This window comes from Amycolatopsis lurida, from assembly GCF_900105055.1.
Taxonomy (GTDB): domain Bacteria; phylum Actinomycetota; class Actinomycetes; order Mycobacteriales; family Pseudonocardiaceae; genus Amycolatopsis; species Amycolatopsis lurida.
In genome coordinates this window covers 2,409,804-2,432,790 of sequence record NZ_FNTA01000004.1, presented here as the reverse complement: position 1 = coordinate 2,432,790, position 22,987 = coordinate 2,409,804, and the positions used below count along the sequence as shown (strand labels likewise).

Sequence of the window (22,987 nt, the reverse complement as noted above, 5' to 3'; positions counted from 1 at the left end):
AGTGTCCGCAACACTCACCCATCTGCCGTCACCGTCACCGGACCCCGCCCCCGAGGGGGTGCGCGGCCGCTGGGCGTTCTGGCGCTCACCCGCCGATCAGCCGCGGTGGGCCCGGCCGGCGCTGCTGGGCATCGCCTTCGTGGCCTTGGTGCTCTATGCCTGGAACCTGCCGAGGGTCGACTTCGCGCCGCTGTACTCGGACACGGCCAAGAGCATGTCCGAGAGCTGGAAGGCGTTCTTCTACGGCACCGTCGATCCGGGCGCGACGTACACGCTCGACAAACTCGCCGGATCGTTCGCGCCGCAGGCCATCTCGGCCAAGATCTTCGGCTACCACGAATGGTCGCTGGCGCTGCCGCAGGTGATCGAAGGCGTGATCTCGGTGCTGGTGCTGTACCGGGTCGTGCGCCGCTGGGCGGGTGTGGTGCCCGGCCTGCTCGCCGCCGGCATCTTCACCCTCACCCCGGTGCTCGCGTCCATGTTCGGGCACAGCATGCAGGACGGCCTGCTGACGATGTGCCTGGTGCTGGCCGTCGACGCCTATCAGCGCGCCGTGCTCGAGGCGCGGCTCCGGTCGCTGGTCTGGGCCGGTGTCTGGGTCGGCATCGGCTTCCAGGCGAAAATGGTGCAGGCGTGGATGATCCTTCCCGCGCTGGCCATCGGCTACCTGCTGAGCGCGCCGGTGGAACTGCGTCGCCGGGCGAAGCACCTGGCGCTCGCCGGTGTCGTGACGCTGGCGGTCTCGCTGTCGTGGATCGCGCTCTACACCTTCACCCCGGACAGCTCCCGCCCGCATATCAGCGGCACCACGAACAACAGCGCCTTCGCCATGGTGTTCGGCTACAACGGTCTCGGCCGCGTCGGCATCCACCTGCCCGGCGCCGAGGACCCCAACGGCCGTGGTGGCCTGCCGTCGCTCGGCCCAGGCGGACCCGGTGGGCCGGAAGGTGGTCCTGGCGACTTCCCTGGTGGCCCTGGGGGTCCCGAGGGCGGTCCGGGTGACGGCCCCGGGGATCCTCAGGGCCCCGGCGGCGGCCAGGGCCTGGACGAGAACGGGAACTTCGGGACCAAGCACCAGGACGAGCAGAACGGGGACTTCGGCCCGAAGGCCGAAGGCGGTCAGCCCCTCGGCCCGGGCGGCCCGCAGCCGGATGAGTCCAAAATGGAGACTCGAGCGGATCCGATGGGGGCGACCAAACTGCTCGACGGTCACCTCGGCGTCGCGATCGCCTGGCTGTTCCCGCTCGCCCTGCTGTCCCTGCTGTGCGGGCTCTGGTGGTGGCGCCGGGCCGAGCGCACCGATCCGGTGCGCGGCGGGCTGGTGATGTGGGGCGTCTGGCTGGTGACCTTCCTTTTCGTCTTCAGCGCGAGCGCTGTCGCGCACACCGCGTACGTGGCCTCTCTGGCTCCGGCGATCGCCGCGCTTTCCGCGCTCGGCATCGTCACCTTCTGGCGGGCGTACCACAATGGCGGCAGGCAGGGCTGGATCCTGCCGATCGCCATCGCGGCGGAGCTGGCTTGGGGCGCCTGGCTGTGGTCCCATTACCCGAACTTCCTGCCGTGGGCGAAATGGGGCACGCTCGTGCTCGGGGTGGCCGCCCTCGTCGTGCTGATCGTGGCTCGAATGCGTGAGAACGCTTCGAAATCTCTGGTCACGGCCGCCCTCGTCCTCGGTGTCGCGGCGATGATCGCCGCGCCCGCCACCTATGCCTTCTCCGTACTCCATCCCGATTACTCCGGCAGCTCTTTCGACGCCAATGCCGGACCGGCGTCCGGCTCCTTCTGAGGCGGGCCGGTGTCGTTCTCAACGTCTGCGGAAATCTCCGCCGGCCGGAAAGGAAAACTGCCGATGCAGGAATCGCTCGACTCCACCGAGGTTCACCGCCGTTTCCAGCTGATCGCCAACGGTCCCGCCCTGTTCAACGCGGTGGTGTCCGGTATCGAGTTGGACATCTTCGACTTCCTGGAAGAGCGTGGCGGCGCCGACGCCGCGGCGCTCGGTGAGTTCACCGGCCTGGAGCCGCACAAGGTCCGAGTGCTGATGCTCGCCCTGACGACCACGGGCCTGATCGAGAAGCGGGGCGTCGACTATGTGAACCACCCGGTCGCGACCGAACTGCTCGCCACGACCGGACCGGAGAGCTGGCAGCACATCCTGCTCAGCTGGAAGACCATCTACTATCCGGCGTTCGCGCGGATGACCTCCGCGCTGCGCGCCGGCACCAACGAGGCCCTCGACGCCCTCGACGGCCCGGGGGACACGCTGTACGCGCGGCTCGGCAACGACCCGGAGAAGGCGCGGATCTTCTACACGGCGATGTCGGCGTTCTCACTGCAGACGATGCCGGGGCTGCTGGAGCACATCGACGTCAAGTCGTCGCGGCATCTGCTCGACGTCGGCGGCGGCGACGGCACCACGGCGGCGGCCCTGTTGAAGGCCAACCCCGGCCTCAAGGCCACGTTGCTCGATCTGCCGAGCAGCGTGGAGCTGGCCGAACAGCGCGTGCCCGCCGAGGTGACCGACAGGCTCACCCTGCACCCGGCCGACCTGCTGACCGATGCGTTCCCCGGCGGCACGGACCACGCTCTGTTCAGCCACGTGCTCGACACCTTCACCGCCGAGCAGTCCGTCATGTTGCTGGCCAAGGCGTACGAGGTGCTGCCGTCCGGTGGGAAGATCTCGATCTACGGCTTCGCGGCCGCGGACGACGAGACCGGCGGCCCGCTGTCGGCGCGGCTTTCGCTGTACCTCAACATTCTGGCCACCGGACGCGGGATGGCCTGGCCGCAGGCCGAGGCGTCGGCGTGGCTGAAGTCGGTGGGTTGTGTGGACGTGCGTTCGGTGGAGCTGCCGTTCGAGCACGCGTTGGTGACCGGCACCAAGCCCTGATCGGGTAAGTACGTGAAGGCCCCCTTCACTGCGCTAGACGCAATGAAGGGGGCCTTCATGTATTTCCGGGGTCGGTCGCGGCCCGGAGGCGTGGCTTTCGCAGCACCCCGAGACACGGCCCAACACGAAAAGGCCCCCATCCCGCGAGGATGGGGGCCTTTCCCGTACCAGAGCGACTCAGGGAAGCCGCGGCGTGATGAGCGCCGCGAGCCGCGCGACACCCTCCTCGATCAGTTCCGGAGTGAGCAGGCTGATCGACAACCGCAGCTGGTGGAATCCGCCTTTGCCGCCGTAGAAGTGGTGCATCGGCGTGAACAGCACCCCGTGGTCGCGCGCGGCGACCTCCAGCAGTTCGTCGTCGACGACGAACGGGACCGTGACGGTGACGAAGAAGCCGCCGGTCGGGGTGTTCCAGGTGACGCCGGCGCACGAGCCGAGCCTGCGGTCGAGTTCGCCCAGCGTCAGCTGCAGATTGCGCTGGTAGATGGCGATTTCCCGCGCGTTGGCCTTGGTGAGGCTGAAGTCGTTGAGCAGGAGTTTCCCGGCGATCACGGCTTGGGCGATGGGGGAGGTGTTCACCGTGAGCATGCCCTTGAGCTTCGAAAGCTGGTCGGCGTACAGGCCGCCGTCGGCCATCCGCTGATCCGCCACCGCGAAGCCGACGCGGGCGCCGGGCATGCCGGTCTTGGCGAAGGAGCCGATGTAGACCACGGAACCCGACCGGTCGAGGGACTTCAGTGAGGGCAGCCGCTCGGAGCCGAACAGCCCGTACGCGTTGTCCTCCAGGAGCAGGATCCCGTTCTGCTCGGCGACGTCGAGGAGCCGGTGTCGCGACGGCAGATCCATGCTGGTGCCGGTGGGATTGGCGAAGTTGGGGGTCACGTAGCAGGCCCGCACCCGCTTGCCCTGTTCGTCGGCCCGCTTCAGTTGGAGGACGAGGTCGTCCGGATCGATGCCGTTCTCGGTCGAGCGCACCGGCCAGACGGGGGTGTCGGTGAGCAGCGCGGCGCCGGTCAGCCCGACGTAGGTGGGGGCGGGCGCGAGCAGGACGTCCCGGTCGCCCGCGCGCAGCGTGCGCAGGACCAGGAACATGGCCTCCTGAGCGCCGACGGTCACGACGACGGATTCCGGGGCGGCGTCGATGTTCTCGTCTTCCGCGATGTTCCTGGCGATGAGATCGGCGATGACGCCCTTGGTGGTGCCGTATTGGAAGAGTGTGCGGGTCACCCCCGCCTCGTCCAGTTTTCGATCTTCGCGCAGATGCGCGCAATAGGCGTCGATGTATTCGTGGATGAGCCGGATGTCGAAGAACTCTTCGTACGGCCGGCCTGCCGCCATGGAAATGGCCACAGGGTATTCGTCGATCAGTTCGTTGAGCAGATTCATCGACGAGATGGCCGGATCGGTGAGCGATCCATGCAGCGTTTCCACGTTCCAGTGAGTGGACAGACCGTTTGAATCCATGAATACTAGGATTTCCATGCGCCGTTCAGGTGTCAAGAACAGGCCGTGGACGCCATTTTCGGAGAATGTCCATCGCCGATGGTTCGGACACTCGATCCCCGAAGGTACGGTCGGCTCCGCGCCCCTTCATCGAATCTCGGCGCAGCGGCCATTTTCCCTCAAGGAGCATCATGCTGATGACAACCGAGAACGGGATCCGGTTGTCCTACAACGACTGTGGTGACGGCCCGCCTGTCCTTCTGCTGACCGGCACCGGCGCGCCGAGTTCGGTGTGGGACCTGCATCAGGTTCCCGCGCTCCGTGCCGCCGGTTTCCGGGTGATCACCATGGACAACCGCGGCATCCCGCCGAGCGACGACGGCGCGGGCGGGTTCACGATCGCGGACCTCGTCGACGACGTGGCCTCCCTGATCGAGTATCTCGACGCCGTGCCCTGCCGGGTGATCGGCACGTCGATGGGTTCGTACATCGCGCAGGAACTCGCGCTCGCCCAACCGGAACTGCTGGATTCGGTCGTGCTGATGGCGGCCTGTGGCAAGAGCAGCCTCGTCCAGCGGGAGCTCGCCGAGGGCGAGGCGAAGCTGATCGAGCAGGGCATCGAGTTGCCGCCGGGTTTCCTCGCCGCCGTCCGTGCCATGCACAACCTGGGGCCCGCGACCCTCGCCGACGACGACGCCGCGGCCGACTGGCTCGACCTGTTCGCGGCGTCCGGGGCTTGGGGACCCGGTGTCCGCGCACAGCTTCTGGTGAGCGCGTTGCCCGACCGCCACGACGCCTACAAGGCGATCAAGGTGCCCTGTCACGTCATCTCGTTCGAGCACGACCTCGTGGCGCCACCCGCCGGCGGACTGGAGCTGGCCTCCGCGATCCCCGGCGCGACGTACCGCACGATTCCCGAGTGCGGGCATTTCGGTTACCTGGAGAACCCGGAAGCGGTGAACCGCGAGCTGATCCGGTTCTTCCGCGCCGGATCGCGCGAGACACTGGGAGAGACCGTATGACCGTCCTTTCGGCGGCCACGACACCCGAACTGTTCGAGGCGACCGCGGCCGTGCTGCCGGATCGGCAGGCGGTGGCGATGGACACCACCACCCTCACCTACGCCGAGCTGAACGGCGAGGCCAACCGGCTCGCCCGGCGGCTCGTCGCGCACGGCGTCGGCCCGGAGCGGCTCGTCGCGCTGGCGATGCCGAGGTCGATCGAGTTCGTCATCGCGATCCTGGCCGTGCACAAGGCCGGCGCCGCGTACGTCCCGGTCGACCCGGACTATCCGGAGGAACGCAAGCGGCAGATGCTGGACGACGCGGCGGCGCACTGCCTGCTGTGCCTGCCGGGGCAGGACGTGGACGGCGCCCCCGTCGTCCTCAGCGTGGAACGGGAACCCGGGCTGTCCGAGCCGGACTTGGACGACGGGGACCGCCTCGGCCCGCTGCGTCCCGACCACCCGGCGTACGTCATCTACACCTCCGGTTCGACGGGGCGGCCGAAGGGCGTGCTGGTCACGCACCGCGGGATCCCGAACCTGGCCGACGACTACGTGCGCCGTCAGGAACTGGGGCCGGACAGCAGGTTGCTGGCCTTCGCCTCGCCCAGTTTCGATGCCGCCGTCGCCGAGTTCTGGCCGATCTGGCAGGCGGGTGGCTGCCTGGTGCTGGCTTCCGCGCCGGACCTGGTCCCCGGCGAGCCGCTTTCCCGGCTGGTGCGCGACCAGCGCATCACGCACGTCACGTTGCCGCCGTCCGCGCTGGCGCCGCTGGAGGAGTCGGGTGGCCTGCCCACGGGACTGACGCTGCTGGTCGCCGGTGAGGCGTGCCCCGCCCCGGTCGCGAAACGGTGGGCGGTGGACCGCGTGATGATCAACGCCTACGGCCCGACCGAGACCACGGTCGCGGTCACCGCGAGCGAGCCGCTGACCGGTGAGGAGACGCCGCCGATCGGCAGGCCGATCACCGGTGTCCGCACCTACGTCCTGGACGACAGGCTGCGCCCCGTCGAGGACGGGGACGTCGGCGAGCTGTACACGGTGGGGCCCGGCCTGGCCCGCGGTTATCTCCGAAGAGCGGCCGCGACCGCGGAACGGTTCCTGCCGGATCCCTTCGGCGCACCGGGTGGCCGCATGTACCGCACCGGGGACCGGGTCCGCACGCGCCCGGACGGCCAGTACGTCTTCGTCGGCCGGGTCGACGACCAGCTCAAGGTGCGCGGCCACCGGATCGAACCGGGCGAGGTCGAGGCCGCGCTGCTCGCGGTCGACGGGGTGGCCCAGGCGGTGGTGACCGAGCACGAGAACCGGCTCGTCGCCTACGTGGTCGGCACCGGCGGAGAGCGCGTCCCCGCCGAACGGCTGTTGACGCCCCTTCGCGCGCAGCTGCCCGGCTATCTCGTGCCCGACGTGATCGTCGGCTTGCCGAGCCTGCCGGTCTCGCCCAACGGCAAGATCGACCGGGTCGCCCTGCCCACTCCCGAAGAGGAGCACGCCGGGCGCGCGGCGGCGGGCCGGGAACCGCTCACTCCCACGGAGATCATCCTGGTCGAGCTGTTCGCCGAAGTGCTCGGCGTCAGCAGTGTCGGCGTGGACGACAGCTTCTTCGAGATCGGCGGCCATTCGCTGCTCGCGACCCGGCTCGTGAGCCGCATCCGGGAACGCCTGAAGATCCGGCTGAGGGTGCAGGCGTTCTTCGACGCGCCGACGGTGGCCCGGCTGGCCAAGGTGCTCGACGGCGCACACACCTGATCTGGAGACCATTCATGCAGACGACGACAGCCGTCGACCTCGGAAATCCCGACCTCTACACGACTTTGGACCGGCACGACCGGTGGCGTGCCTACGCGGCGGAAGACGCGATGGTGTGGAGCGAGCCCGGCAGCTCACCCAGCGGATTCTGGTCCGTGTTCTCGCATCGGGCGTGTGCCGCGGTGCTCGGGCCGTCGGCCCCGTTCACTTCGGAATACGGGATGATGATCGGTTTCGACCGCGAGCATCCCGACAACTCCGGTGGCCAGATGATGGTGGTCTCCGAACAGGATCAGCACCGGAAGCTGCGCAAGCTGGTCGGGCCGCTGCTGTCGAGGGCGGCGGCGCGGAAGCTTTCGGAGCGGGTGCGAGCCGAGGTCTCCGGAGTCCTGGACCGGGTGCTCGACGGCGAAGTGTGCGACGTGGCCGCGGCGATCGGGCCGCGGATCCCCGCCGCCGTCGTCTGCGAAATCCTCGGTGTGCCCGCCGAGGACCAGGACATGCTCATCGACCTGACCAATCACGCGTTCGGCGGTGAGGACGAGCTGTTCGACGGGATGACCCCGCGCCAGGCGCATACCGAGATCCTCGTCTACTTCGACGAACTGATCTCCGCACGCCGCGCGAGCCCCGGCGAAGACCTTGTCAGCACCCTGCTTTCCGACGACGAACTGTCGATCGACGACGTCCTGCTCAACTGCGACAACGTGTTGATCGGCGGCAACGAGACGACGCGCCACGCGATCACCGGCGCGGTGCACGCTTTCGCCACCGTGCCCGGGCTCCTGGCGCGGGTGCGGGACGGCGACGTGGACGTCGACACCGTCGTGGACGAGGTGCTGCGCTGGACGTCGCCCGCGATGCACGTTCTGCGGGTGACGACCGGGGAGGTCACCCTCAACGGCCGCGACCTGGAACCGGGGACGCCGGTGGTCGCGTGGCTGCCCGCGGCGAACCGGGATCCCGCCGTGTTCGAGGATCCCGACACCTTCCGCCCCGGGCGGAAACCCAATCGGCACATCGCTTTCGGGCACGGTATGCACCACTGTCTCGGCTCCGCGCTCGCGCGGATCGAGCTGGCGGTCGTGCTGCGGGAGGTGGCCGCACGAGTGTCGCGAGTGGAACTGACGAAGGAGCCGTCCTGGTTGCGGGCGGTCGTAGTGCAGGGCTACCGGGAACTCTCGGTGCGGTTCACCGGCCGCTGACTGTCCTATCTGGACTGAACTGTCAAGCGGACACCATTGATGGGGAATGGGCTTCGCGCCATCCTGTGCATGAGGATCACATCTATTCCACGGAGGAATGTCTTGTCTTCTCACGAAAGCACGCAGAATTTCGAGATCGACTATGTGGAAATGTACGTGGCCGACCTCGAGGCCGCCGCGTCCGGCTGGATGGACAGGTACGACTTCTCCGTCGCGGCCACGGACCGGTCGGACGACCACCGGAGCGTGACGTTGCGGCACGCCGAGATCGTCCTGGTCCTCACCGAGCCGCTGACCGACCGGCACCCGGGGGCGACCTACCTGCAGACCCACGGTGAAGGGGTGGCGGACATCGCGCTGCGCACTCCCGACGTGGCCGCCGCCTTCGAGACCGCGGTGAAGGCGGGCGCGCAGCCCATCCGTGAGCCGGAGAAGCGCGCGGACTCCGTAGTCACGGCCACCGTCAGCGGTTTCGGCGATGTCGTGCACACACTGGTCCAGAGCGACGACACCGAGGAATCGACGGCGGCCTTCCGCGGCAAGGGCGGCGTGGACCTGAACGCCATCGACCACTTCGCGGTCTGCCTGAACGCCGGCGACCTCGCTTCCACGGTGGCGTACTACGAGCGCGCCCTGGGGTTCAAGCAGATCTTCGAAGAGCACATCGTGGTCGGTGCCCAGGCGATGAACTCCACCGTCGTGCAGAGCACCTCCGGCGCGGTCACCCTCACCCTGATCGAGCCCGACAAGACCGCCGACCCCGGCCAGATCGACGACTTCATCAAGGAGCACCACGGCTCCGGCGTCCAGCACATCGCGTTCACCAGCCCGGACGCGGTCCGCGCGGTCAAGGAGCTTTCCGCGCGTGGCGTGGAATTCCTGAAGACCCCGGACGCCTACTACGACCTGCTCGGCGAGCGGATCGAGCTGGAGACGCACTCGCTGGACGACCTGCGCGAGACGAAGCTGCTCGCCGACGAGGACCACGGCGGCCAGCTGTTCCAGATCTTCACCGCTTCCACGCATCCGCGTAAGACGATCTTCTTCGAGATCATCGAGCGCCAGGGCGCCGGCACGTTCGGCAGCTCCAATATCAAGGCCCTGTACGAAGCCGTGGAGCTGGAGCGCACCGGGCAGAGCAAGATCGGTCCCGCCCAGCGATGACCCCGCTCTGCCTCGACGACCTCGAACGTGCCGCCCGGGCGGTCCTCCCCGGCGAGATCTGGGATTTTCTCGCCGGGGGCAGCGGGGCCGAGGCCTCGCTGGAGGCCAATCGCACCGCGCTGGAGCGGATCTTCGTGATCCCCCGGATGCTGCGCGAACTCTCCGGCGGCACCACCGAGGCCGAGGTTCTCGGCCGGCGCGCCGCGCTTCCCGTGGCGGTCGCGCCGGTCGCGTACCAGCGGCTGTTCCATCCCGAAGGCGAACTCGCGGCGGCACGGGCGGCGCGGGACGCCGGCGTGCCGTACACCATCTGCACGCTCAGCAGTGTCCCGCTGGAGGAGGTCGCGGCCGTCGGGGGGCGGCCGTGGTTCCAGCTTTACTGGTTGCGCGACGAAAAGCGGTCGCTGGAGCTCGTGCGCCGCGCGGAGGACGCCGGTTGCGAGGCGATCGTCTTCACCGTCGACGTGCCGTGGATGGGACGGCGGCTGCGGGACATGCGGAACGGTTTCGCGCTGCCGGAATCGGTGACGGCGGCCAACTTCGACGCCGGTGCGGCCGCGCATCGGCGTACCGAGGGGCTTTCGGCCGTCGCCGACCACACCGCGCGCGAATTCGCCCCGGCCACTTGGGAATCCGTCGAGGCCGTCCGCGCGCACACGGACCTTCCGGTGGTGCTCAAGGGGATCCTCGCGGTCGAGGACGCCGTGCGGGCCGTCGACGCGGGGGCCGCCGGGATCGTGGTGTCCAACCACGGAGGCCGTCAGTTGGACGGCGCCGTACCGGGGATCACGATGCTGGGCGAGATCGCGGACGCGGTCTCCGGCGGCTGCGAAGTGTTGCTGGACGGCGGGATCCGGACCGGCGGGGACGTGCTCAAGGCGATCGCGCTCGGCGCGTCCGGGGTCCTGGTCGGACGGCCGTTCATGTGGGGGCTGGCCGCGGACGGCCAGGACGGCGCCCGCCAGGTGCTCGACCTGCTCGCCGTCGAACTCCGGAACGCGATGGGCCTGGCGGGCTGCGATTCGGTGAGCGCGATCCGGCGGTTGAGCACTCGGCACGAAAGGTGAGGTCCATGCTGCCCCTTCTCGCACCCCGCGCGGTGCGCCCTCGCGACGACCGCGACCACGCGGACCGCATCGCGTTGTCGGCCGCGACGACCGACGGGGTCCACATGCCGACCAAGGACGTCCGCCTGTGGATCGACGAACGCCGTGAGGCCAACGTCTTCCACGTCGAACGCATTCCCTTCGCCGAGCTCGACCAGTGGCGGTTCGAGGACGTGACCGGGAACCTCGTGCACAGCAGCGGGCGGTTCTTCGCCATCGAGGGGCTGCACGTGGTCGAGGCCGACGGCCCCCACGGCGACGGCCCGTACCGCGAATGGCGGCAGCCGGTCATCAAACAGCCCGAGGTGGGCATTCTCGGCATCCTGGCCAAGGAGTTCGGCGGCGTTCTGCATTTCCTCATGCAGGCCAAGATGGAGCCGGGGAACCCCAACCTGGTGCAGCTCTCGCCGACCGTGCAGGCCACCCGCAGCAACTACACCAAGGCGCACGGCGGCACGAACGTCAAACTGATCGAGTACTTCGCCCCGCCCGATCCGGAGCGGATCATCGTCGACGTCCTCCAGGCCGAGCAGGGCTCGTGGTTCTTCCGCAAGTCCAATCGCAACATGATCGTCGAGACCGTCGACGACGTGCCGATGTGGGACGACTTCTGCTGGCTCACCCTCGGCCAGATCGCGGAGCTGATGCATGAGGACGAGACGATCAACATGAATGCCAGGAGCGTGCTGTCCTGTCTGCCGTACCACGACGAGGCTCCCGGCGCGCTGCTGTCCGACGTCCAGCTCCTGTCCTGGTTCACGAACGAGCGTTCGCGCCACGACGTGCGCGCGCGGCGTATCCCGCTCACGGACGTCTGCGGCTGGAAACAGGGAGTGGAGGCGATCGAGCATGAGGACGGCCGGTACTTCAAGGTCCTCGCGGTCGCGGTGAAAGGGAGCAACCGCGAGAAGATCAGCTGGACCCAGCCGTTGCTGGAATCGGTCGGCACGGGTGTGGTCGCGTTCCTCGTCCGCGAGATCGACGGCGTGCCCCACGTGCTGGTGCACGCCCGCGCCGACGGCGGATTCCTGGACACGGTCGAGCTGGCGCCGACCGTCCAGTGCACGCCGCAGAACTACGCGCATCTGCCCGCGGAGAGCCGCCCGCCCTTCCTCGACTTCGTGCTGAACGCGCCGCGATCGCGGATCCGTTACGAGGCCATGCATTCCGAAGAGGGCGGCCGTTTCCTCAACGTCCGGGCCCGCTATCTCGCGATCGAGGCGGACGACACGGTCGAGGCCCCGCCGGGCTACGCCTGGGTCACCCCCGGCCAGCTCACCGCGCTCACCCGGCACGGGCACTACGTCAACGTCGAAGCCCGCACCCTGCTCGCCTGTATCAACGCCGCGACGGCGCAGCCGCAACGAGAGGCATGAAATGAAGCAGATCACCGTCCTCGGGGCGTCGGGTTTCGTCGGCTCGGCCGTGACGCGCGCGCTGGCGCGGCAACCGATCCGCTTGCGCGCGGTGTCGCGCAGGCGAGTCACGCCGCCGGACGGCCAGGCCGAAACGACCGTCGTCGCCGCCGATCTCACCGACCGCGCCGCGCTGGCCGAAGCGGTCGCGGGCTCGGACGCGATCGTGTACCTGCTCCTCGCGGACGGCGGCTGGCGGGTCGCCGAGACCGAAGAGGCCGAACGCGTGAACCTGGGCGTGATGCGGGATCTCGTCGACGTGGTCGGCGGAAAGCCGCTGGTGCTCTACGGCGGTGCCGCGTCGCAGGTCGGGGTGCCGCCCCGGGAGCCGATCGACGGGAGCGAGCCCGACGAGCCGGGCACCCCGTACGACCGGCAGAAGCTGGCGGCGGAGCAGGTCCTCAAGAAGGCCACGGCCGATGGCCGCGTGCGCGGGATCAGCCTGCGGCTGCCCACGGTGTTCGGCGAGACCCTGACCGAGGGCGCGAACTCCGACCGCGGCGTCGTGTCGGCCATGGCGCGGCGCGCGCTCGACGGGCAGGACCTCACCATCTGGGGCGACGGCACGGTGCGGCGTGACCTGGTCCACGTCGAGGACATCGCGACCGCGTTCACCGCGGCGCTGGCCGCCCCGGACGCGCTGATCGGCGGCCATTGGCTGCTCGGCGCCGGCCGGGGAGACCAGCTGGCCGACGTCTTCCGGCTCGTGGCGAAGGAAATGGCCGCGCACACCGGACGAGGCCCGGTGGACGTGCTCTGCGTCGATCCTCCGTCGCACGCGCCGTCGACGGATCTGCGCAGCGTCACCATCGATTCCACGCCGTTCCGGGCGGTCACCGGCTGGCGTCCGGAGATCTCACTGCCCGAAGGAGTGCGTCGCACCGTCGCCGCGCTGACCACCCCAGTTCACGGAAAGGCTCGCACATGACCACGCGCGTATGGGACTACCTCGCCGAATACGAGACCGAGCGGCTCGATCTGCTGGACGCGGTCGAGACGGTCTTCAACTCGGGGCAGCTCGTGCTCGGCGCGAGCCTGCGCGGTTTCGAAACGGAATTCGCCGCGTACCACGGCGCCGGGCACTGTGTCGGTCTCGACAACGGGACGAACGCGATCAAGCTCGGCCTCCAGGCGCTGGGCGTCGGCCCGGGCGACGAGGTGATCACGGTGTCCAACACCGCAGCCCCGACCGTCGTCGCCATCGACGGCACGGGCGCGACCCCCGTCTTCGTCGACGTCCGCGAGGACGACTTCCTGATGGACACCGCTCAGGTCGAAGCCGCGATCACCGAACGCACCAAATGCCTGGTGCCCGTGCACCTGTACGGCCAATGCGTGGACATGGCGCCGCTGAAGGCACTCGCCGCGAAGCACGGGCTGTCCATTTTGGAGGATTGCGCCCAGGCGCACGGCGCGCGGCAGAACGGCACCATCGCGGGTACGACCGGCGACGCGGCCGCGTTCTCCTTCTACCCCACCAAGGTGCTCGGCGCGTACGGAGACGGCGGCGCGGCCATCACCTCCGACGGGAACGTGGCCGCGAAGCTGCGCCGGCTGCGGTACTACGGCATGGAGGAGCGCTACTACACGGTCGAGACGCCTGCCCACAACAGCCGGTTGGACGAGGTCCAGGCCGAGATCCTGCGGCGCAAGCTCAAGCGGCTCGACGCCTACACTGCGGGCCGCCGCGCCGTCGCCCAGCGCTACGTCGACGCTCTCGGCGACACCGAGTTGAAGCTGCCGAAGACCGTTCCCGGCAACGAGCACGTGTACTACGTGTACGTGGTGCGGCACCCGCGCCGCGACGAGATCATCGAACGCCTCAAGGCCTACGACATCCACCTGAACATCAGCTACCCGTGGCCGGTGCACACCATGACCGGGTTCGCCCACCTCGGTTACGAGAAGGGTTCGCTCCCGGTCACCGAGAAGCTGGCAGGCGAGATCTTCTCGCTGCCGATGTACCCCGCGCTCTCGCCCGACCTGCAGGACAAGGTCGTCCACGCGATCCGCGAAGTGCTGTCCACCCTCTGACCACAGGAGCAAAACCGTGCAAGCACGCAAACTCGCCGTCGAAGGCGCGCTCGAGTTCACTCCGCGCGTCTTCCCCGACGACCGGGGCCTGTTCGTTTCGCCGTACCAGGAGGAGGCGTTCATCGAGGCCCACGGCGGCCCGCTCTTCCCGGTGGCGCAGACGAACCACAGCAGGTCGAAACGCGGTGTGGTGCGGGGCATCCACTACACCGTGACGCCGCCGGGCACCGCGAAGTACGTCTACTGCCCCCGCGGCAAGGCCTTGGACATCGTGGTCGACATCCGCGTCGGCTCGCCGACGTTCGGCAAATGGGACGCGGTCCTGATGGACCAGGAGAGCTTCCGGACGATGTACTTCCCGGTCGGTGTCGGCCACGCCTTCGTGGCGCTCGAAGACGACACCGTCATGTCGTACATGATCTCCTCGCCCTACGTGGCGGAGAACGAACTCGCCCTCTCGCCGCTGGACCCCGCCCTCGGCCTGCCGATCGACACCGACGTCGTGCCGATCCTGTCCGAGCGGGACACGGCGGCCCTCACGCTCGGCGAGGCGGAGGGGCAAGGGATGCTCCCCGACTACAACGTCAGCCTGGAGATCGAACGGCGGCTGTCCGTTCTTCCGCTCTCCGTCTGACTTTCTCTTCATCCGCGCCCGGCCTACGAGGGCCATCACGGACCCGACTCGGTGCCGCCCGAACGGCGGCGCCGACCGTGATGGCCCTCGAAGGCGCGGGCGCCCGACCGGGTAATCGATATCCAGGGTGGGCCGGGCGCACCGGCCCGCCGGGGGAAGGACGCCGAACTTGACGACCGATGGCCTTCAGCCGTCAATGGACACTTCGAAGTGGATCGCCTGGGTGCGGCGGCACCAGCGGTGGTTGCTCGCGGGCGCCGTGATCGCCCTGCTCACGCAGATGGCGATCGCGATGGTCACGACCGCCGTGGAACAGTCCCCGACCATCGACGAGCCGGTCTACGTCGGCACCGCGGTGGTCTATCTCGAAGAGCACAGCCTGCGGTACAACCCCGAACATCCGCCGCTGGGCAAGCTCATCATCGCGACCGGGGTGGCCTTCACCGATCCGAAGGTCGCCCCCGGCTTCAATGGTCACGAGTGGGAGCTCGGCAAGCACGTCGTCTACGAGGCGGGCAACGATCCGGAACGGCTGATGTTGTTCGCGCGGCTGCCGGTGATCCTGCTGACGTTGCTGTTCGGGCTGGTCGTCTTCGCGTTCGCGTCCGATCTGGCAGGCCGCGCCGGCGGGCTGCTGGCGCTCACCCTGTTCACCTTCTCGCCCGACGTCATCGCGCACGGCTCGCTGGCGACGCTCGACGTGCCGGTGGCCGGGTTCCTGCTGACGTCGGTCTGGCTGGTGTGGCGTGCCCGGCGCCGCCCCGGTCTTTATCTGCCGCTGGCCGGGCTCGCGCTCGGCGCGGCCACGGCCACGAAAGTGCTTTCCCTGGTGGCGGTTCCGGTGCTGATCCCGCTGGCCGTGCTGTCCGTCTGGCATGCCCGCCGCGCCCGCGGGCTCGACCTGAAGGCCCCGGCCATGCTGATCGGCCGCGGCCTGCTGGCGGCCGCAGGGATGGCACTGATCGCGATCGCCGTCGTATGGGCCTCCTACCTCGTCGTGGATCCGCGGCTGCGCTGGGAGACGCCGTCGGGAATGCAACCGCTCCACGGACTGCGCACCCTCGTCGACTGGCTGCCGTTCCCGCAGCCGTTGAAGGACGGGATGCGGTTCCAGTTCGAACTCGAAGACCATGTGTGGCACAACTTCCTGTTCGGCAGGCACTACACGGGATCGCTCTGGTACTACGGCCCGGCCGCGCTGCTGGTGAAGACGCCGCTGGGCGCGCTGGCGATCTGGCTGGCGGGCGCCGCCGTGCTGCTGTCGGTGCGGCGGTTGCGCCCCGCCGCGCCGTACGTGCTCCTGCCGACGGCCCTGCTGATGGCCACGGCCATGGTCATCGTCCGCGACAACGGCGTGCGGTACCTGGCCTTCGCGCCGATGTTCCTCGCCGTCGCGGCGGCCACGGTGGTCGCCGTCCGCGGACGGTGGGTGAAGGCGGCCGCGGTAGTCGTGGTGGCCTTCGCCGCGGTCAGTTCGCTGATGACCTTCCCGTACTACCTCCCGTACTCCAACGAGGCGTTCGGCGGCCCGGAGAACACCCATCGGTACCTGCTGGATTCGAACGTCGACTGGGGGCAGGATCTCGGCCGCCTGGCGGATCGCCTGAAGAAGGACTACGCGGGTGAGCGCACCTGGCTCGTCTACCAGGGAAGCGGTTTGCCGTCGCACTACGGCATCGACGCCGCCGATCCGCTCGCGGTCCCGGCGGACCAGGTGCACGGGGTACTCGCTGTGTCGGATTCCGCGGTACTGGGGGCTTTCTCCGACCCGATGGGCGGTGGCGGCACGGGCGGGGGCGGACAGCCGGGCGGTGCGACCGGCGATCTGGCCGCGCTGATCGCCGGGAGCACACCGGTGGAGCGGGTGGGGCACTCCATGACGATCTACCGCCGTCCGTGAGCGCTTGGCCGCACCGTTCACGGGTAGGCCGTCGAAGCACTGCGCGGCCTGTCCACTTGAGACAGGTCGTCACCAGTCCCGAATCGTGAGCCGGTAACGGTTTCTGGGGCTTGGACGCGTTGACCATCGAGATCCGCGAAGCCTAATTTCGGAATTGTCCACTGAGATCCGCGAAAGGTGAGACCAATGCCCGCTGCGCAGGTCAAGCAGCTGCTCCGTAGCAAGCTCAGAACATGGGGGTGGATGTACCGATGACTGCCATCGTCGAACCGGCCGAAGACCTTTCCGTCCTCACCGGACTCACCGAGATCACCCGGTTCGCCGGCGTGGGGACCGCGGTCTCCTCGGCGTCCTACTCGCAAACCGAACTCATCGAGATCCTCGGCATCGAAGATCCGAAGATCCGCTCGGTCTTCCTGAACAGCGCCATCGAGCGGCGTTTCCTCACCCTCCCGCCGGAGGAGCCCGGCGGCGCCCGCGCGGCCGAACCACAGGGCGATCTGCTCGACAAGCACAAGAAGATCGCCGTCGACATGGGCTGCCGCGCGCTCGAAGCCTGCCTGAAGTCGTCGGGAGCGACGCTTTCCGACCTGCGTCACCTCTGCTGTGTCACCTCGACCGGCTTCCTGACCCCCGGCCTCAGCGCGCTGATCATCCGTGAGCTGGGCATCGACCCGCACTGCAGCCGGTCGGACATCGTGGGCATGGGCTGCAACGCCGGTCTCAACGCGCTCAACGTGGTCGCGGGCTGGTCCGCGGCGCACCCTGGCGAACTCGGCGTCGTCCTGTGCAGCGAGGCGTGCTCCGCCGCCTACGCCCTGGACGGCACGATGCGGACCGCGGTGGTCAACAGTCTTTTCGGCGACGGATCCGCGGCGCTCGCGCTCGTATCCGGCGACGGACGCGTGCCGGGTCCGCGCGTCCTGAAATTCGCCAGTTACATCATCACCGACGCGGTCGACGCGATGCGCTACGACTGGGACCGTGACCAGGACCGGTTCAGTTTCTTCCTCGATCCGCAGATTCCCTACGTGGTCGGGGCGCACGCCGAAATCGTCATCGACCGGCTCCTGTCCGGGACGGGCCTGCGCCGCAGCGACATCGCCCACTGGCTGGTGCATTCCGGTGGGAAGAAGGTGATCGACGCGGTCGTCGTCAACCTCGGCCTGAGCCGGTACGACGTCCGGCACACCACCGGCGTGCTCCGCGACTACGGGAATCTCTCCAGCGGCTCCTTCCTCTTCTCCTACGAGCGGCTCGCCGACGAAGACGTCGCCCGCCCGGGGGACTACGGCGTGCTCATGACCATGGGGCCTGGCTCCACAATCGAAATGGCGCTTATTCAATGGTGACGCGTAACGAAATCAAGAGCGACCTGGTGCTGCGTTTCGACGGCTCCCGTCCGCTGTCCGTGGCGGCCGTCGAGGAGGTCGCCGCGCTCTGCGATCGTGCCGAGGACCAGCGTGAACCGGGACCGGTGACCGTCCACGTCACAGGGGCCCCGCCTGCCGGCTGGGCGAAGGGACTCGCGGTCGGCTTGGTGTCCAAATGGGAGCGGGCCGTGCGCCGGTTCGAACGCCTTGGCAGGCTCACGGCCGTGGTGGCGTCGGGTGACTGCGCCGGGATGGCGCTGGATCTCCTGCTCGCCGCCGACGTCCGGATCGCCGAGCCGGGCACCACCTTGCGGCTCGCCTCGGCGGGTGGCGGCACCTGGCCGGGGATGACCGTGTACCGGCTCACCAAGCAGGCGGGCGCGGCGGGTATCCGGCGGGCCGTACTGCTCGGCACGCCGATCGGGACGGACCGGGCGCTCGCGCTCAACCTGATCGACGAGGTGTCCGGCGACCCGGCCGCGACACTGTCCTCTTTGGAGGCTGCCGGGGACGGCGCCGAGGCGGCGATCCGGCGCCAGCTGATCTTCGAAGCGGGCTCGACCACCTTCGAGGAGGCGCTCGGTTCCCATCTGGCCGCGGCGGACCGGGCCCTGCGGCGGGAAGCCAAGCCGTGACGACGGACAGCGCGCCAGGGCTCGATCTCCGGGCCCTGGCGGGGGAGGCCCACCGGGTCGACGACGACATCCGAGCGCTGCGCACGGCCTTTGTCGAGGCGCATGCCGAAGAGATCTACGCCGAACTCACCGACGGCCGGACGCGGTACCTGCGCATCGACGAACTCGTCCGGGCCGCCGCGCTCGCCTTCCCCGGTCTGGTGCCCTCCGAGCAGCAGATGGCGGCTGAGCGGTCGCGTTCGCAGGCGGAGAAGGAAGGGCGCGAGATCGACCAGGGCATCTTCCTGCGCGGGATCCTGCGCGCGCCGAAGGCAGGCCCGCATCTGCTCGACGCGATGCTCCGGCCCACCGCCAGGGCACAGCGGCTGCTGCCCGAATTCCTCGAGACCGGTGTCGTGGAGATGGAGGCCGTCCGGCTCGAACGCCGTGACGGTGTCGCGCACCTGACCCTGTGCCGCGACGACTGCCTGAACGCCGAGGACGCCCAGCAGGTCGACGACATGGAGACGGCGGTCGACCTGACGCTGCTCGACCCGTCCGTCCGGGTGGGACTCCTGCGGGGCGGGGTGATGAGTCATTCCCGGTACCTGGGGCGCCGGGTGTTCTGTGCGGGGATCAACCTCAAGAAGCTCAGCGCCGGCGAGATCCCGCTCGTCGATTTCCTTCTGCGGCGCGAAACGGGCTACATCCAGAAGATCTTCCGCGGTCTGCTGACGGACGGATCCTGGCACTCCAGGTTCACCGACAAGCCCTGGATGGCGGCCGTCGATTCCTTCGCCATCGGCGGCGGGACCCAACTGCTGCTGGTCTTCGATCACGTGCTCGCGGCGTCCGACACGTACCTCAGCCTTCCGGCGGCGAAGGAGGGGATCATCCCCGGGGTGTCGAACTTCCGGCTTTCCCGGATCGCCGGACCGCGGGTGGCCCGCCAGGTGATCCTCGGCGGACGCAAGCTCCGGGCCGACGAGCCGGACGCCCGGTCGATCGTCGACGAGGTCGCCGCGCCGGATGAGATGGACGCGGCGATCGACGGCGCGCTCACCCGGCTCGACGGGGAAGCCGTGGTCGCGAACCGGCGCATGCTGAACCTTGCCGAGGAACCACCGGAGGAATTCCGCCGGTACATCGCGGAGTTCGCGCTGCAGCAGGCCTTGCGCATCTACGGCGCCGACGTGATCGGCAAGGTGGACGGCTTCGCGGTGGGCGCGCGATGAGCGAAAGCCCGGTGCGGTACGAAAAGAAGGACCACGTCGCCTACGTGACGATGGACCGGCCCGAAGCGCTGAACGCGATGAACCGGCGGATGCACGCGGAACTCGCCGGGATCTGGGACGACGTCGAAGCCGACGACGACGTCCGGGTGGTGGTCCTGACCGGCGCGGGGGATCGCGCGTTCTCGGTCGGGCAGGACCTCAAGGAACGCGCGCGGCTGACCGAGGAAGGCGTCGAAGCGTCGACGTTCGGCAGCAGCTGTCAGCCGGGACATCCCCGGCTGACCGACCGGTTCACCCTGTCCAAACCGGTGGTCGGCCGGGTGCACGGCTACGCGCTGGGTGGCGGTTTCGAACTCGCGCTCGCGTGCGACATCGTCATCGCCTCCGACGAGGCGGTCTTCGCGTTGCCGGAGGTCCGGCTCGGCCTGATCGCCGGGGCGGGTGGCGTGTTCCGGTTGCCGCGGCAGCTGCCGCTGAAAGTGGCGATGGGATATCTGCTGACCGGGCGCAGAATGGACGCGGCGACGGCCCTTCACCACGGACTGGTCAACGAAGTCGTGCCGTTCGCCGAATTGGACCGGCGCGTCACCGAATGGACGGACGATCTGGTGCGCGCCGCCCCGCTTTCGGTCCGCGCGATCAAGGAGGCCGCGCTGCGCTCGCTCGACCTCCCGCTCGAAGAAGCGTTCAAAACCTCGTATCCGTGGGAAGAACGACGACGGACCAGTGTGGACGCGAGCGAAGGACCCCGCGCCTTCGCCGAGAAACGGGATCCGGTCTGGACCGGTCGCTGAATTCGGGTTGGACCGTTGTTCCGCGTGGCGAATGGTGGAAGATTCCGGGTAGGAGACTTTCTCGCTCGAATAACGCCGGGTTTGTTTCTTCGTTCACCCGAGACCGCCGGCCGGGCCGGAAATCCCGGCTTTCCCTTCACCCGGTGCCGGCAGAAATCCTGGATATCTGTGATGACAACGCTCGCCACGGTCGAACTCGACAACCAGCGCATCGACCGGATGGTCCCACTGGTCACGCCCGCCCTGCTGCACCATGAACTGCCGCTCGGCGCCAACGCGGCCGACACGGTGCGACAGGGCAGGGAAAACGTCCTGCGCGTCCTCGACGGCACGGACGACCGGCTGCTCGTGATCGCCGGGCCCTGTTCCATCCACGATCCCGCGGCGGCACTCGAATACGCCGACCGCCTCGCCGCCCTCGCCGGCCGGTTCGCCGACGACCTGCTGGTCGTCATGCGCGTGTACTTCGAAAAGCCCCGCACGGTCGGTGGCTGGAAGGGGCTCATCAACGACCCGCACCTCGACGGCACCGGCGACGTCAACCGCGGCCTGCGCATCGCCAGGGACCTGCTCCTCGAACTCGCCGAGGGTGGCCTGCCCGCCGCGTGCGAATGGCTGGACACCACCATTCCGGCGTACCTGGCCGACACCGTCTCGTGGGGCGCGATCGGCGCGCGCACGGTGGAAAGCCAGAACCACCGCATGCTGGCCAGCGGGCTGTCCATGCCGGTCGGTTTCAAGAACCGCCGCGACGGCGATGTCACCGTCGCCGTCGACGCCATCCGTGCCGCCGAAGCGCGCCACGTCGTCCCTGGCGTCGACCCCAGCGGCCTGCCCGCGATCCTGCACACGGCGGGCAATCCGGACTGCCACCTCGTGCTGCGCGGCGGAAACAGCGCGCCCAACCACAATCCGGCGTCCGTCCGCGCGGCGCTCACCGCCCTGCAGAACGCGGGACTGCCCCGGCGGGTGGTGATCGACGCCAGCCACGACAACAGCCGCAAGGACCATCTTCGGCAGGCCGTCGTCGCCGGCCAGATCGCCGAACAGATCAAGAACGGTCAGCGCGGCATCGTCGGGGTCATGCTCGAATCCAACCTCCAGGCGGGCCGCCAGGACCTCCACCCCGACCGGCCGCTCACCTACGGCCAGTCCATCACGGACGCCTGCATCGACATCGCCGCTACCCAGGAGGTGCTCCAGTCCCTCGCCACGGCGACCGCCGCCCGCCGGGCCGGCGTGCGCGCCCTCTGATCACGCGAGTTACGTCCCCAATCACGCGAGATGCGCGTCTGATCACGCGTGTCGTCCGTCTGATCACGTGAGGCGTCCGTCTGATCACGCGTGTGCGCTATCCGATCGACTCGGCGCAGCCCATCGCGGTGTTCGGGGCGGCGTCGCCCCGGGTGCGTTCGAGATGCGCCTCGCCCCAGACCCGGACGCCCTCGACCACCGGCAGGACCGTGACCCCGTAAGGAGTGAGCCGGTAGATGACGCGCGCCGGGACCGGCCCGGTCACCACGCGTTCGACGAGTCCGTCGGCCTCGAGTTCGCGCAACTGCTCGGCCAGCACCTTGGGGGTGATGGGGGCGCCCCGGCGGCGGAGGCCGGCGAAATGGGTCTCGCCGTGAGCGAGCCAGTACAAGAGCGTCAATTTCCATTTCCCGCCGACCGCGGCGAACGCCGCGGCCATCGGACAGCCGGGCAGCGGGTTGGGACGCGGAAGGTTACCCGCAGGTGCCTTCTTGTCCATGGTCGTCCTCCGCTCGGATAGTCGGACCATGACCGTGCCATACAAACGAATCCTGACGGTGGGCCTTTCAGCCCTGATGCTGATCGCCACGGCCGCGTCGGGTGCCGCTTCGACTTCGCCCGACGGGCAACGCGCGTTCGACTGGGAGATCGGCGCCTGGCGCTCCTCGGTGCGGGTGCTGGCCGAGCCGCTTTCGGATTCCGCGGACCGGTAACTCCAGTTCGCGGGCACCAGCACCGTCCGCCCGCTCATGGACCGGCGGGCGAACGCCCTCGAATTCGAGGTCTCCGGCCCCGACGGGCGCATCGACGCGCTCAACCTGCGGCTGTACGAACCGCAGGCGGGCCGGTGGAGCTTGACCTTCGTCAACATGCGGGACGGCCTGCTCACCCCATCGGTCTACGGCGGGTTCCGCGACGGCGTCGGCGAATTCCATGGCGACGACCAGCTCGCCGGGCGGCCGATCAAGGTGCGTTTCCTCGTCTTCCGGCACGGCCCGGACGAGGCGCGTTTCGAGCAGGCGTTCTCGGCCGACGGCGGGACGACCTGGGAGACGAACTGGGTCGCCGTGGACCACCGGATCCGCCGCTGACGGCCTGGGCGAAGGGGACTTTCCTCGCATCGGATGCAGCGAGAGTCCCCTTCGCAACAGCTGACACTTCGCCTGCCCCT

The 22,987-nt window shown here is 68.9% G+C and carries 21 protein-coding genes; 19 read left to right on the top strand and 2 right to left on the bottom strand.

Going from position 1 to position 22,987, the window contains the following annotated elements:
• The first annotated feature begins 1 nt into the window (after nt 1).
• Together BLW75_RS16405 and BLW75_RS16400 are read left to right on the top strand one after the other, a co-directional pair.
• Nucleotides 2-1,786, top strand: a complete 1,785-nt coding sequence (locus BLW75_RS16405) for an ArnT family glycosyltransferase (protein ID WP_034313512.1) — start codon at nt 2-4, stop codon at nt 1,784-1,786.
• Nucleotides 1,787-1,849: 63 nt separating this feature from the next.
• Entirely contained in the window at nt 1,850-2,890 is a 1,041-nt protein-coding gene (locus BLW75_RS16400; protein WP_034313509.1) for a methyltransferase, read from the top strand.
• A 177-nt stretch (nt 2,891-3,067) separates the two neighbouring features.
• Here the strand turns inward: BLW75_RS16400 and BLW75_RS16395 are convergent, their stop codons facing one another.
• Nucleotides 3,068-4,354, bottom strand: a complete 1,287-nt coding sequence (locus tag BLW75_RS16395) for an aminotransferase-like domain-containing protein (protein ID WP_034313507.1) — start codon at nt 4,352-4,354, stop codon at nt 3,068-3,070.
• A gap of 170 nt (nt 4,355-4,524) precedes the next feature.
• Between BLW75_RS16395 and BLW75_RS16390 the strand changes: the two genes are divergently transcribed.
• The 15 genes from BLW75_RS16390 (at nt 4,525) to BLW75_RS16320 (ending at nt 21,816) form a co-directional block, all read left to right on the top strand.
• Nucleotides 4,525-5,355, top strand: a complete 831-nt coding sequence (locus BLW75_RS16390; protein WP_034313505.1) for an alpha/beta fold hydrolase — start codon at nt 4,525-4,527, stop codon at nt 5,353-5,355.
• Complete coding sequence (locus BLW75_RS16385; RefSeq protein ID WP_034313503.1) at nt 5,352-7,088, top strand: amino acid adenylation domain-containing protein; 1,737 nt, start codon at nt 5,352-5,354, stop codon at nt 7,086-7,088. The genes BLW75_RS16390 and BLW75_RS16385 overlap by 4 nt, the downstream gene beginning before the upstream one ends.
• A 14-nt stretch (nt 7,089-7,102) precedes the next feature.
• The gene (locus BLW75_RS16380) at nt 7,103-8,293 is read left to right on the top strand and encodes a cytochrome P450 (RefSeq protein ID WP_034313501.1); all 1,191 of its coding nucleotides are present in this window, start codon (nt 7,103-7,105) and stop codon (nt 8,291-8,293) included.
• Nucleotides 8,294-8,395: 102 nt separating this feature from the next.
• Nucleotides 8,396-9,457 carry a 4-hydroxyphenylpyruvate dioxygenase gene (gene hppD, locus BLW75_RS16375; RefSeq protein WP_034313500.1) on the top strand — a complete coding sequence of 354 codons (1,062 nt, stop codon included), beginning with the start codon at nt 8,396-8,398 and terminating at the stop codon, nt 9,455-9,457.
• Nucleotides 9,454-10,524, top strand: coding sequence for an alpha-hydroxy acid oxidase (locus BLW75_RS16370; RefSeq protein ID WP_034313498.1), 1,071 nt, complete (start codon nt 9,454-9,456; stop codon nt 10,522-10,524). The genes hppD and BLW75_RS16370 overlap by 4 nt, the downstream gene beginning before the upstream one ends.
• Before the next feature lie 5 nt (nt 10,525-10,529).
• Complete coding sequence (locus BLW75_RS16365) at nt 10,530-11,939, top strand: NDP-hexose 2,3-dehydratase family protein (protein WP_034313497.1); 1,410 nt, start codon at nt 10,530-10,532, stop codon at nt 11,937-11,939.
• Between the two features lies 1 nt (nt 11,940).
• Nucleotides 11,941-12,906, top strand: a complete 966-nt coding sequence (locus tag BLW75_RS16360; protein WP_034313494.1) for an NAD-dependent epimerase/dehydratase family protein — start codon at nt 11,941-11,943, stop codon at nt 12,904-12,906.
• Nucleotides 12,903-14,012: a DegT/DnrJ/EryC1/StrS family aminotransferase gene (locus tag BLW75_RS16355; RefSeq protein ID WP_034313492.1), complete on the top strand. Its 1,110-nt coding sequence runs from the start codon at nt 12,903-12,905 to the stop codon at nt 14,010-14,012. The genes BLW75_RS16360 and BLW75_RS16355 overlap by 4 nt, the downstream gene beginning before the upstream one ends.
• Nucleotides 14,013-14,028: 16 nt before the next feature.
• Nucleotides 14,029-14,646 carry a dTDP-4-dehydrorhamnose 3,5-epimerase family protein gene (locus BLW75_RS16350; RefSeq protein WP_034313490.1) on the top strand — a complete coding sequence of 206 codons (618 nt, stop codon included), beginning with the start codon at nt 14,029-14,031 and terminating at the stop codon, nt 14,644-14,646.
• 196 nt (nt 14,647-14,842) lie between these two features.
• Nucleotides 14,843-16,546, top strand: coding sequence for an ArnT family glycosyltransferase (locus BLW75_RS16345; protein WP_091597730.1), 1,704 nt, complete (start codon nt 14,843-14,845; stop codon nt 16,544-16,546).
• Between the two features lie 251 nt (nt 16,547-16,797).
• On the top strand, nt 16,798-17,898 hold the full coding sequence (dpgA, locus tag BLW75_RS16340) for a 3,5-dihydroxyphenylacetyl-CoA synthase DpgA (protein WP_034313485.1): 1,101 nt from the start codon (nt 16,798-16,800) through the stop codon (nt 17,896-17,898).
• On the top strand, nt 17,892-18,554 hold the full coding sequence (gene dpgB, locus BLW75_RS16335) for an enoyl-CoA-hydratase DpgB (RefSeq protein ID WP_034313483.1): 663 nt from the start codon (nt 17,892-17,894) through the stop codon (nt 18,552-18,554). The genes dpgA and dpgB overlap by 7 nt, the downstream gene beginning before the upstream one ends.
• Complete coding sequence (gene dpgC, locus BLW75_RS16330; RefSeq protein ID WP_034313481.1) at nt 18,551-19,768, top strand: (3,5-dihydroxyphenyl)acetyl-CoA 1,2-dioxygenase DpgC; 1,218 nt, start codon at nt 18,551-18,553, stop codon at nt 19,766-19,768. The genes dpgB and dpgC overlap by 4 nt, the downstream gene beginning before the upstream one ends.
• Nucleotides 19,765-20,562 carry an enoyl-CoA-hydratase DpgD gene (dpgD, locus tag BLW75_RS16325; protein ID WP_034313478.1) on the top strand — a complete coding sequence of 266 codons (798 nt, stop codon included), beginning with the start codon at nt 19,765-19,767 and terminating at the stop codon, nt 20,560-20,562. Before dpgC ends, dpgD begins: the two co-directional genes overlap by 4 nt.
• Before the next feature lie 171 nt (nt 20,563-20,733).
• Nucleotides 20,734-21,816: a 3-deoxy-7-phosphoheptulonate synthase gene (locus BLW75_RS16320; protein ID WP_034313475.1), complete on the top strand. Its 1,083-nt coding sequence runs from the start codon at nt 20,734-20,736 to the stop codon at nt 21,814-21,816.
• A gap of 97 nt (nt 21,817-21,913) precedes the next feature.
• Here BLW75_RS16320 and BLW75_RS16315 read toward each other — a convergent pair whose 3' ends face one another.
• A complete protein-coding gene (locus BLW75_RS16315) occupies nt 21,914-22,315 on the bottom strand; it encodes a winged helix-turn-helix transcriptional regulator (RefSeq protein ID WP_241783653.1) in 402 nt (133 codons plus the stop codon).
• Nucleotides 22,316-22,343: 28 nt separating this feature from the next.
• Between BLW75_RS16315 and BLW75_RS43580 the strand changes: the two genes are divergently transcribed.
• Together BLW75_RS43580 and BLW75_RS43575 are read left to right on the top strand one after the other, a co-directional pair.
• Nucleotides 22,344-22,529: a hypothetical protein gene (locus BLW75_RS43580; RefSeq protein WP_241783651.1), complete on the top strand. Its 186-nt coding sequence runs from the start codon at nt 22,344-22,346 to the stop codon at nt 22,527-22,529.
• Between the two features lie 36 nt (nt 22,530-22,565).
• Nucleotides 22,566-22,907, top strand: coding sequence for a hypothetical protein (locus tag BLW75_RS43575; protein WP_241783650.1), 342 nt, complete (start codon nt 22,566-22,568; stop codon nt 22,905-22,907).
• Nucleotides 22,908-22,987 lie beyond the last annotated feature (80 nt).

What these genes read in the sequence shown, in the direction of transcription:
- BLW75_RS16370 (WP_034313498.1), top strand. Translation starts at nt 9,454, where the DNA reads ATGACCCCGCTCTGCCTCGACGACCTCGAACGTGCCGCCCGGGCGGTC.
- BLW75_RS16395 (WP_034313507.1), bottom strand. Translation starts at nt 4,354, where the DNA reads ATGGATTCAAACGGTCTGTCCACTCACTGGAACGTGGAAACGCTGCAT.
- BLW75_RS16400 (WP_034313509.1), top strand. Translation starts at nt 1,850, where the DNA reads ATGCAGGAATCGCTCGACTCCACCGAGGTTCACCGCCGTTTCCAGCTG.
- BLW75_RS16360 (WP_034313494.1), top strand. Translation starts at nt 11,941, where the DNA reads ATGAAGCAGATCACCGTCCTCGGGGCGTCGGGTTTCGTCGGCTCGGCC.
- BLW75_RS16355 (WP_034313492.1), top strand. Translation starts at nt 12,903, where the DNA reads ATGACCACGCGCGTATGGGACTACCTCGCCGAATACGAGACCGAGCGG.
- BLW75_RS16385 (WP_034313503.1), top strand. Translation starts at nt 5,352, where the DNA reads ATGACCGTCCTTTCGGCGGCCACGACACCCGAACTGTTCGAGGCGACC.
- BLW75_RS16345 (WP_091597730.1), top strand. Translation starts at nt 14,843, where the DNA reads ATGGACACTTCGAAGTGGATCGCCTGGGTGCGGCGGCACCAGCGGTGG.
- BLW75_RS16365 (WP_034313497.1), top strand. Translation starts at nt 10,530, where the DNA reads ATGCTGCCCCTTCTCGCACCCCGCGCGGTGCGCCCTCGCGACGACCGC.
- BLW75_RS16315 (WP_241783653.1), bottom strand. Translation starts at nt 22,315, where the DNA reads ATGGACAAGAAGGCACCTGCGGGTAACCTTCCGCGTCCCAACCCGCTG.
- dpgB (WP_034313483.1), top strand. Translation starts at nt 17,892, where the DNA reads ATGGTGACGCGTAACGAAATCAAGAGCGACCTGGTGCTGCGTTTCGAC.
- BLW75_RS16380 (WP_034313501.1), top strand. Translation starts at nt 7,103, where the DNA reads ATGCAGACGACGACAGCCGTCGACCTCGGAAATCCCGACCTCTACACG.
- BLW75_RS16320 (WP_034313475.1), top strand. Translation starts at nt 20,734, where the DNA reads ATGACAACGCTCGCCACGGTCGAACTCGACAACCAGCGCATCGACCGG.
- BLW75_RS16390 (WP_034313505.1), top strand. Translation starts at nt 4,525, where the DNA reads ATGCTGATGACAACCGAGAACGGGATCCGGTTGTCCTACAACGACTGT.
- dpgA (WP_034313485.1), top strand. Translation starts at nt 16,798, where the DNA reads ATGACTGCCATCGTCGAACCGGCCGAAGACCTTTCCGTCCTCACCGGA.
- BLW75_RS43575 (WP_241783650.1), top strand. Translation starts at nt 22,566, where the DNA reads ATGGACCGGCGGGCGAACGCCCTCGAATTCGAGGTCTCCGGCCCCGAC.
- dpgD (WP_034313478.1), top strand. Translation starts at nt 19,765, where the DNA reads ATGAGCGAAAGCCCGGTGCGGTACGAAAAGAAGGACCACGTCGCCTAC.
- BLW75_RS43580 (WP_241783651.1), top strand. Translation starts at nt 22,344, where the DNA reads ATGACCGTGCCATACAAACGAATCCTGACGGTGGGCCTTTCAGCCCTG.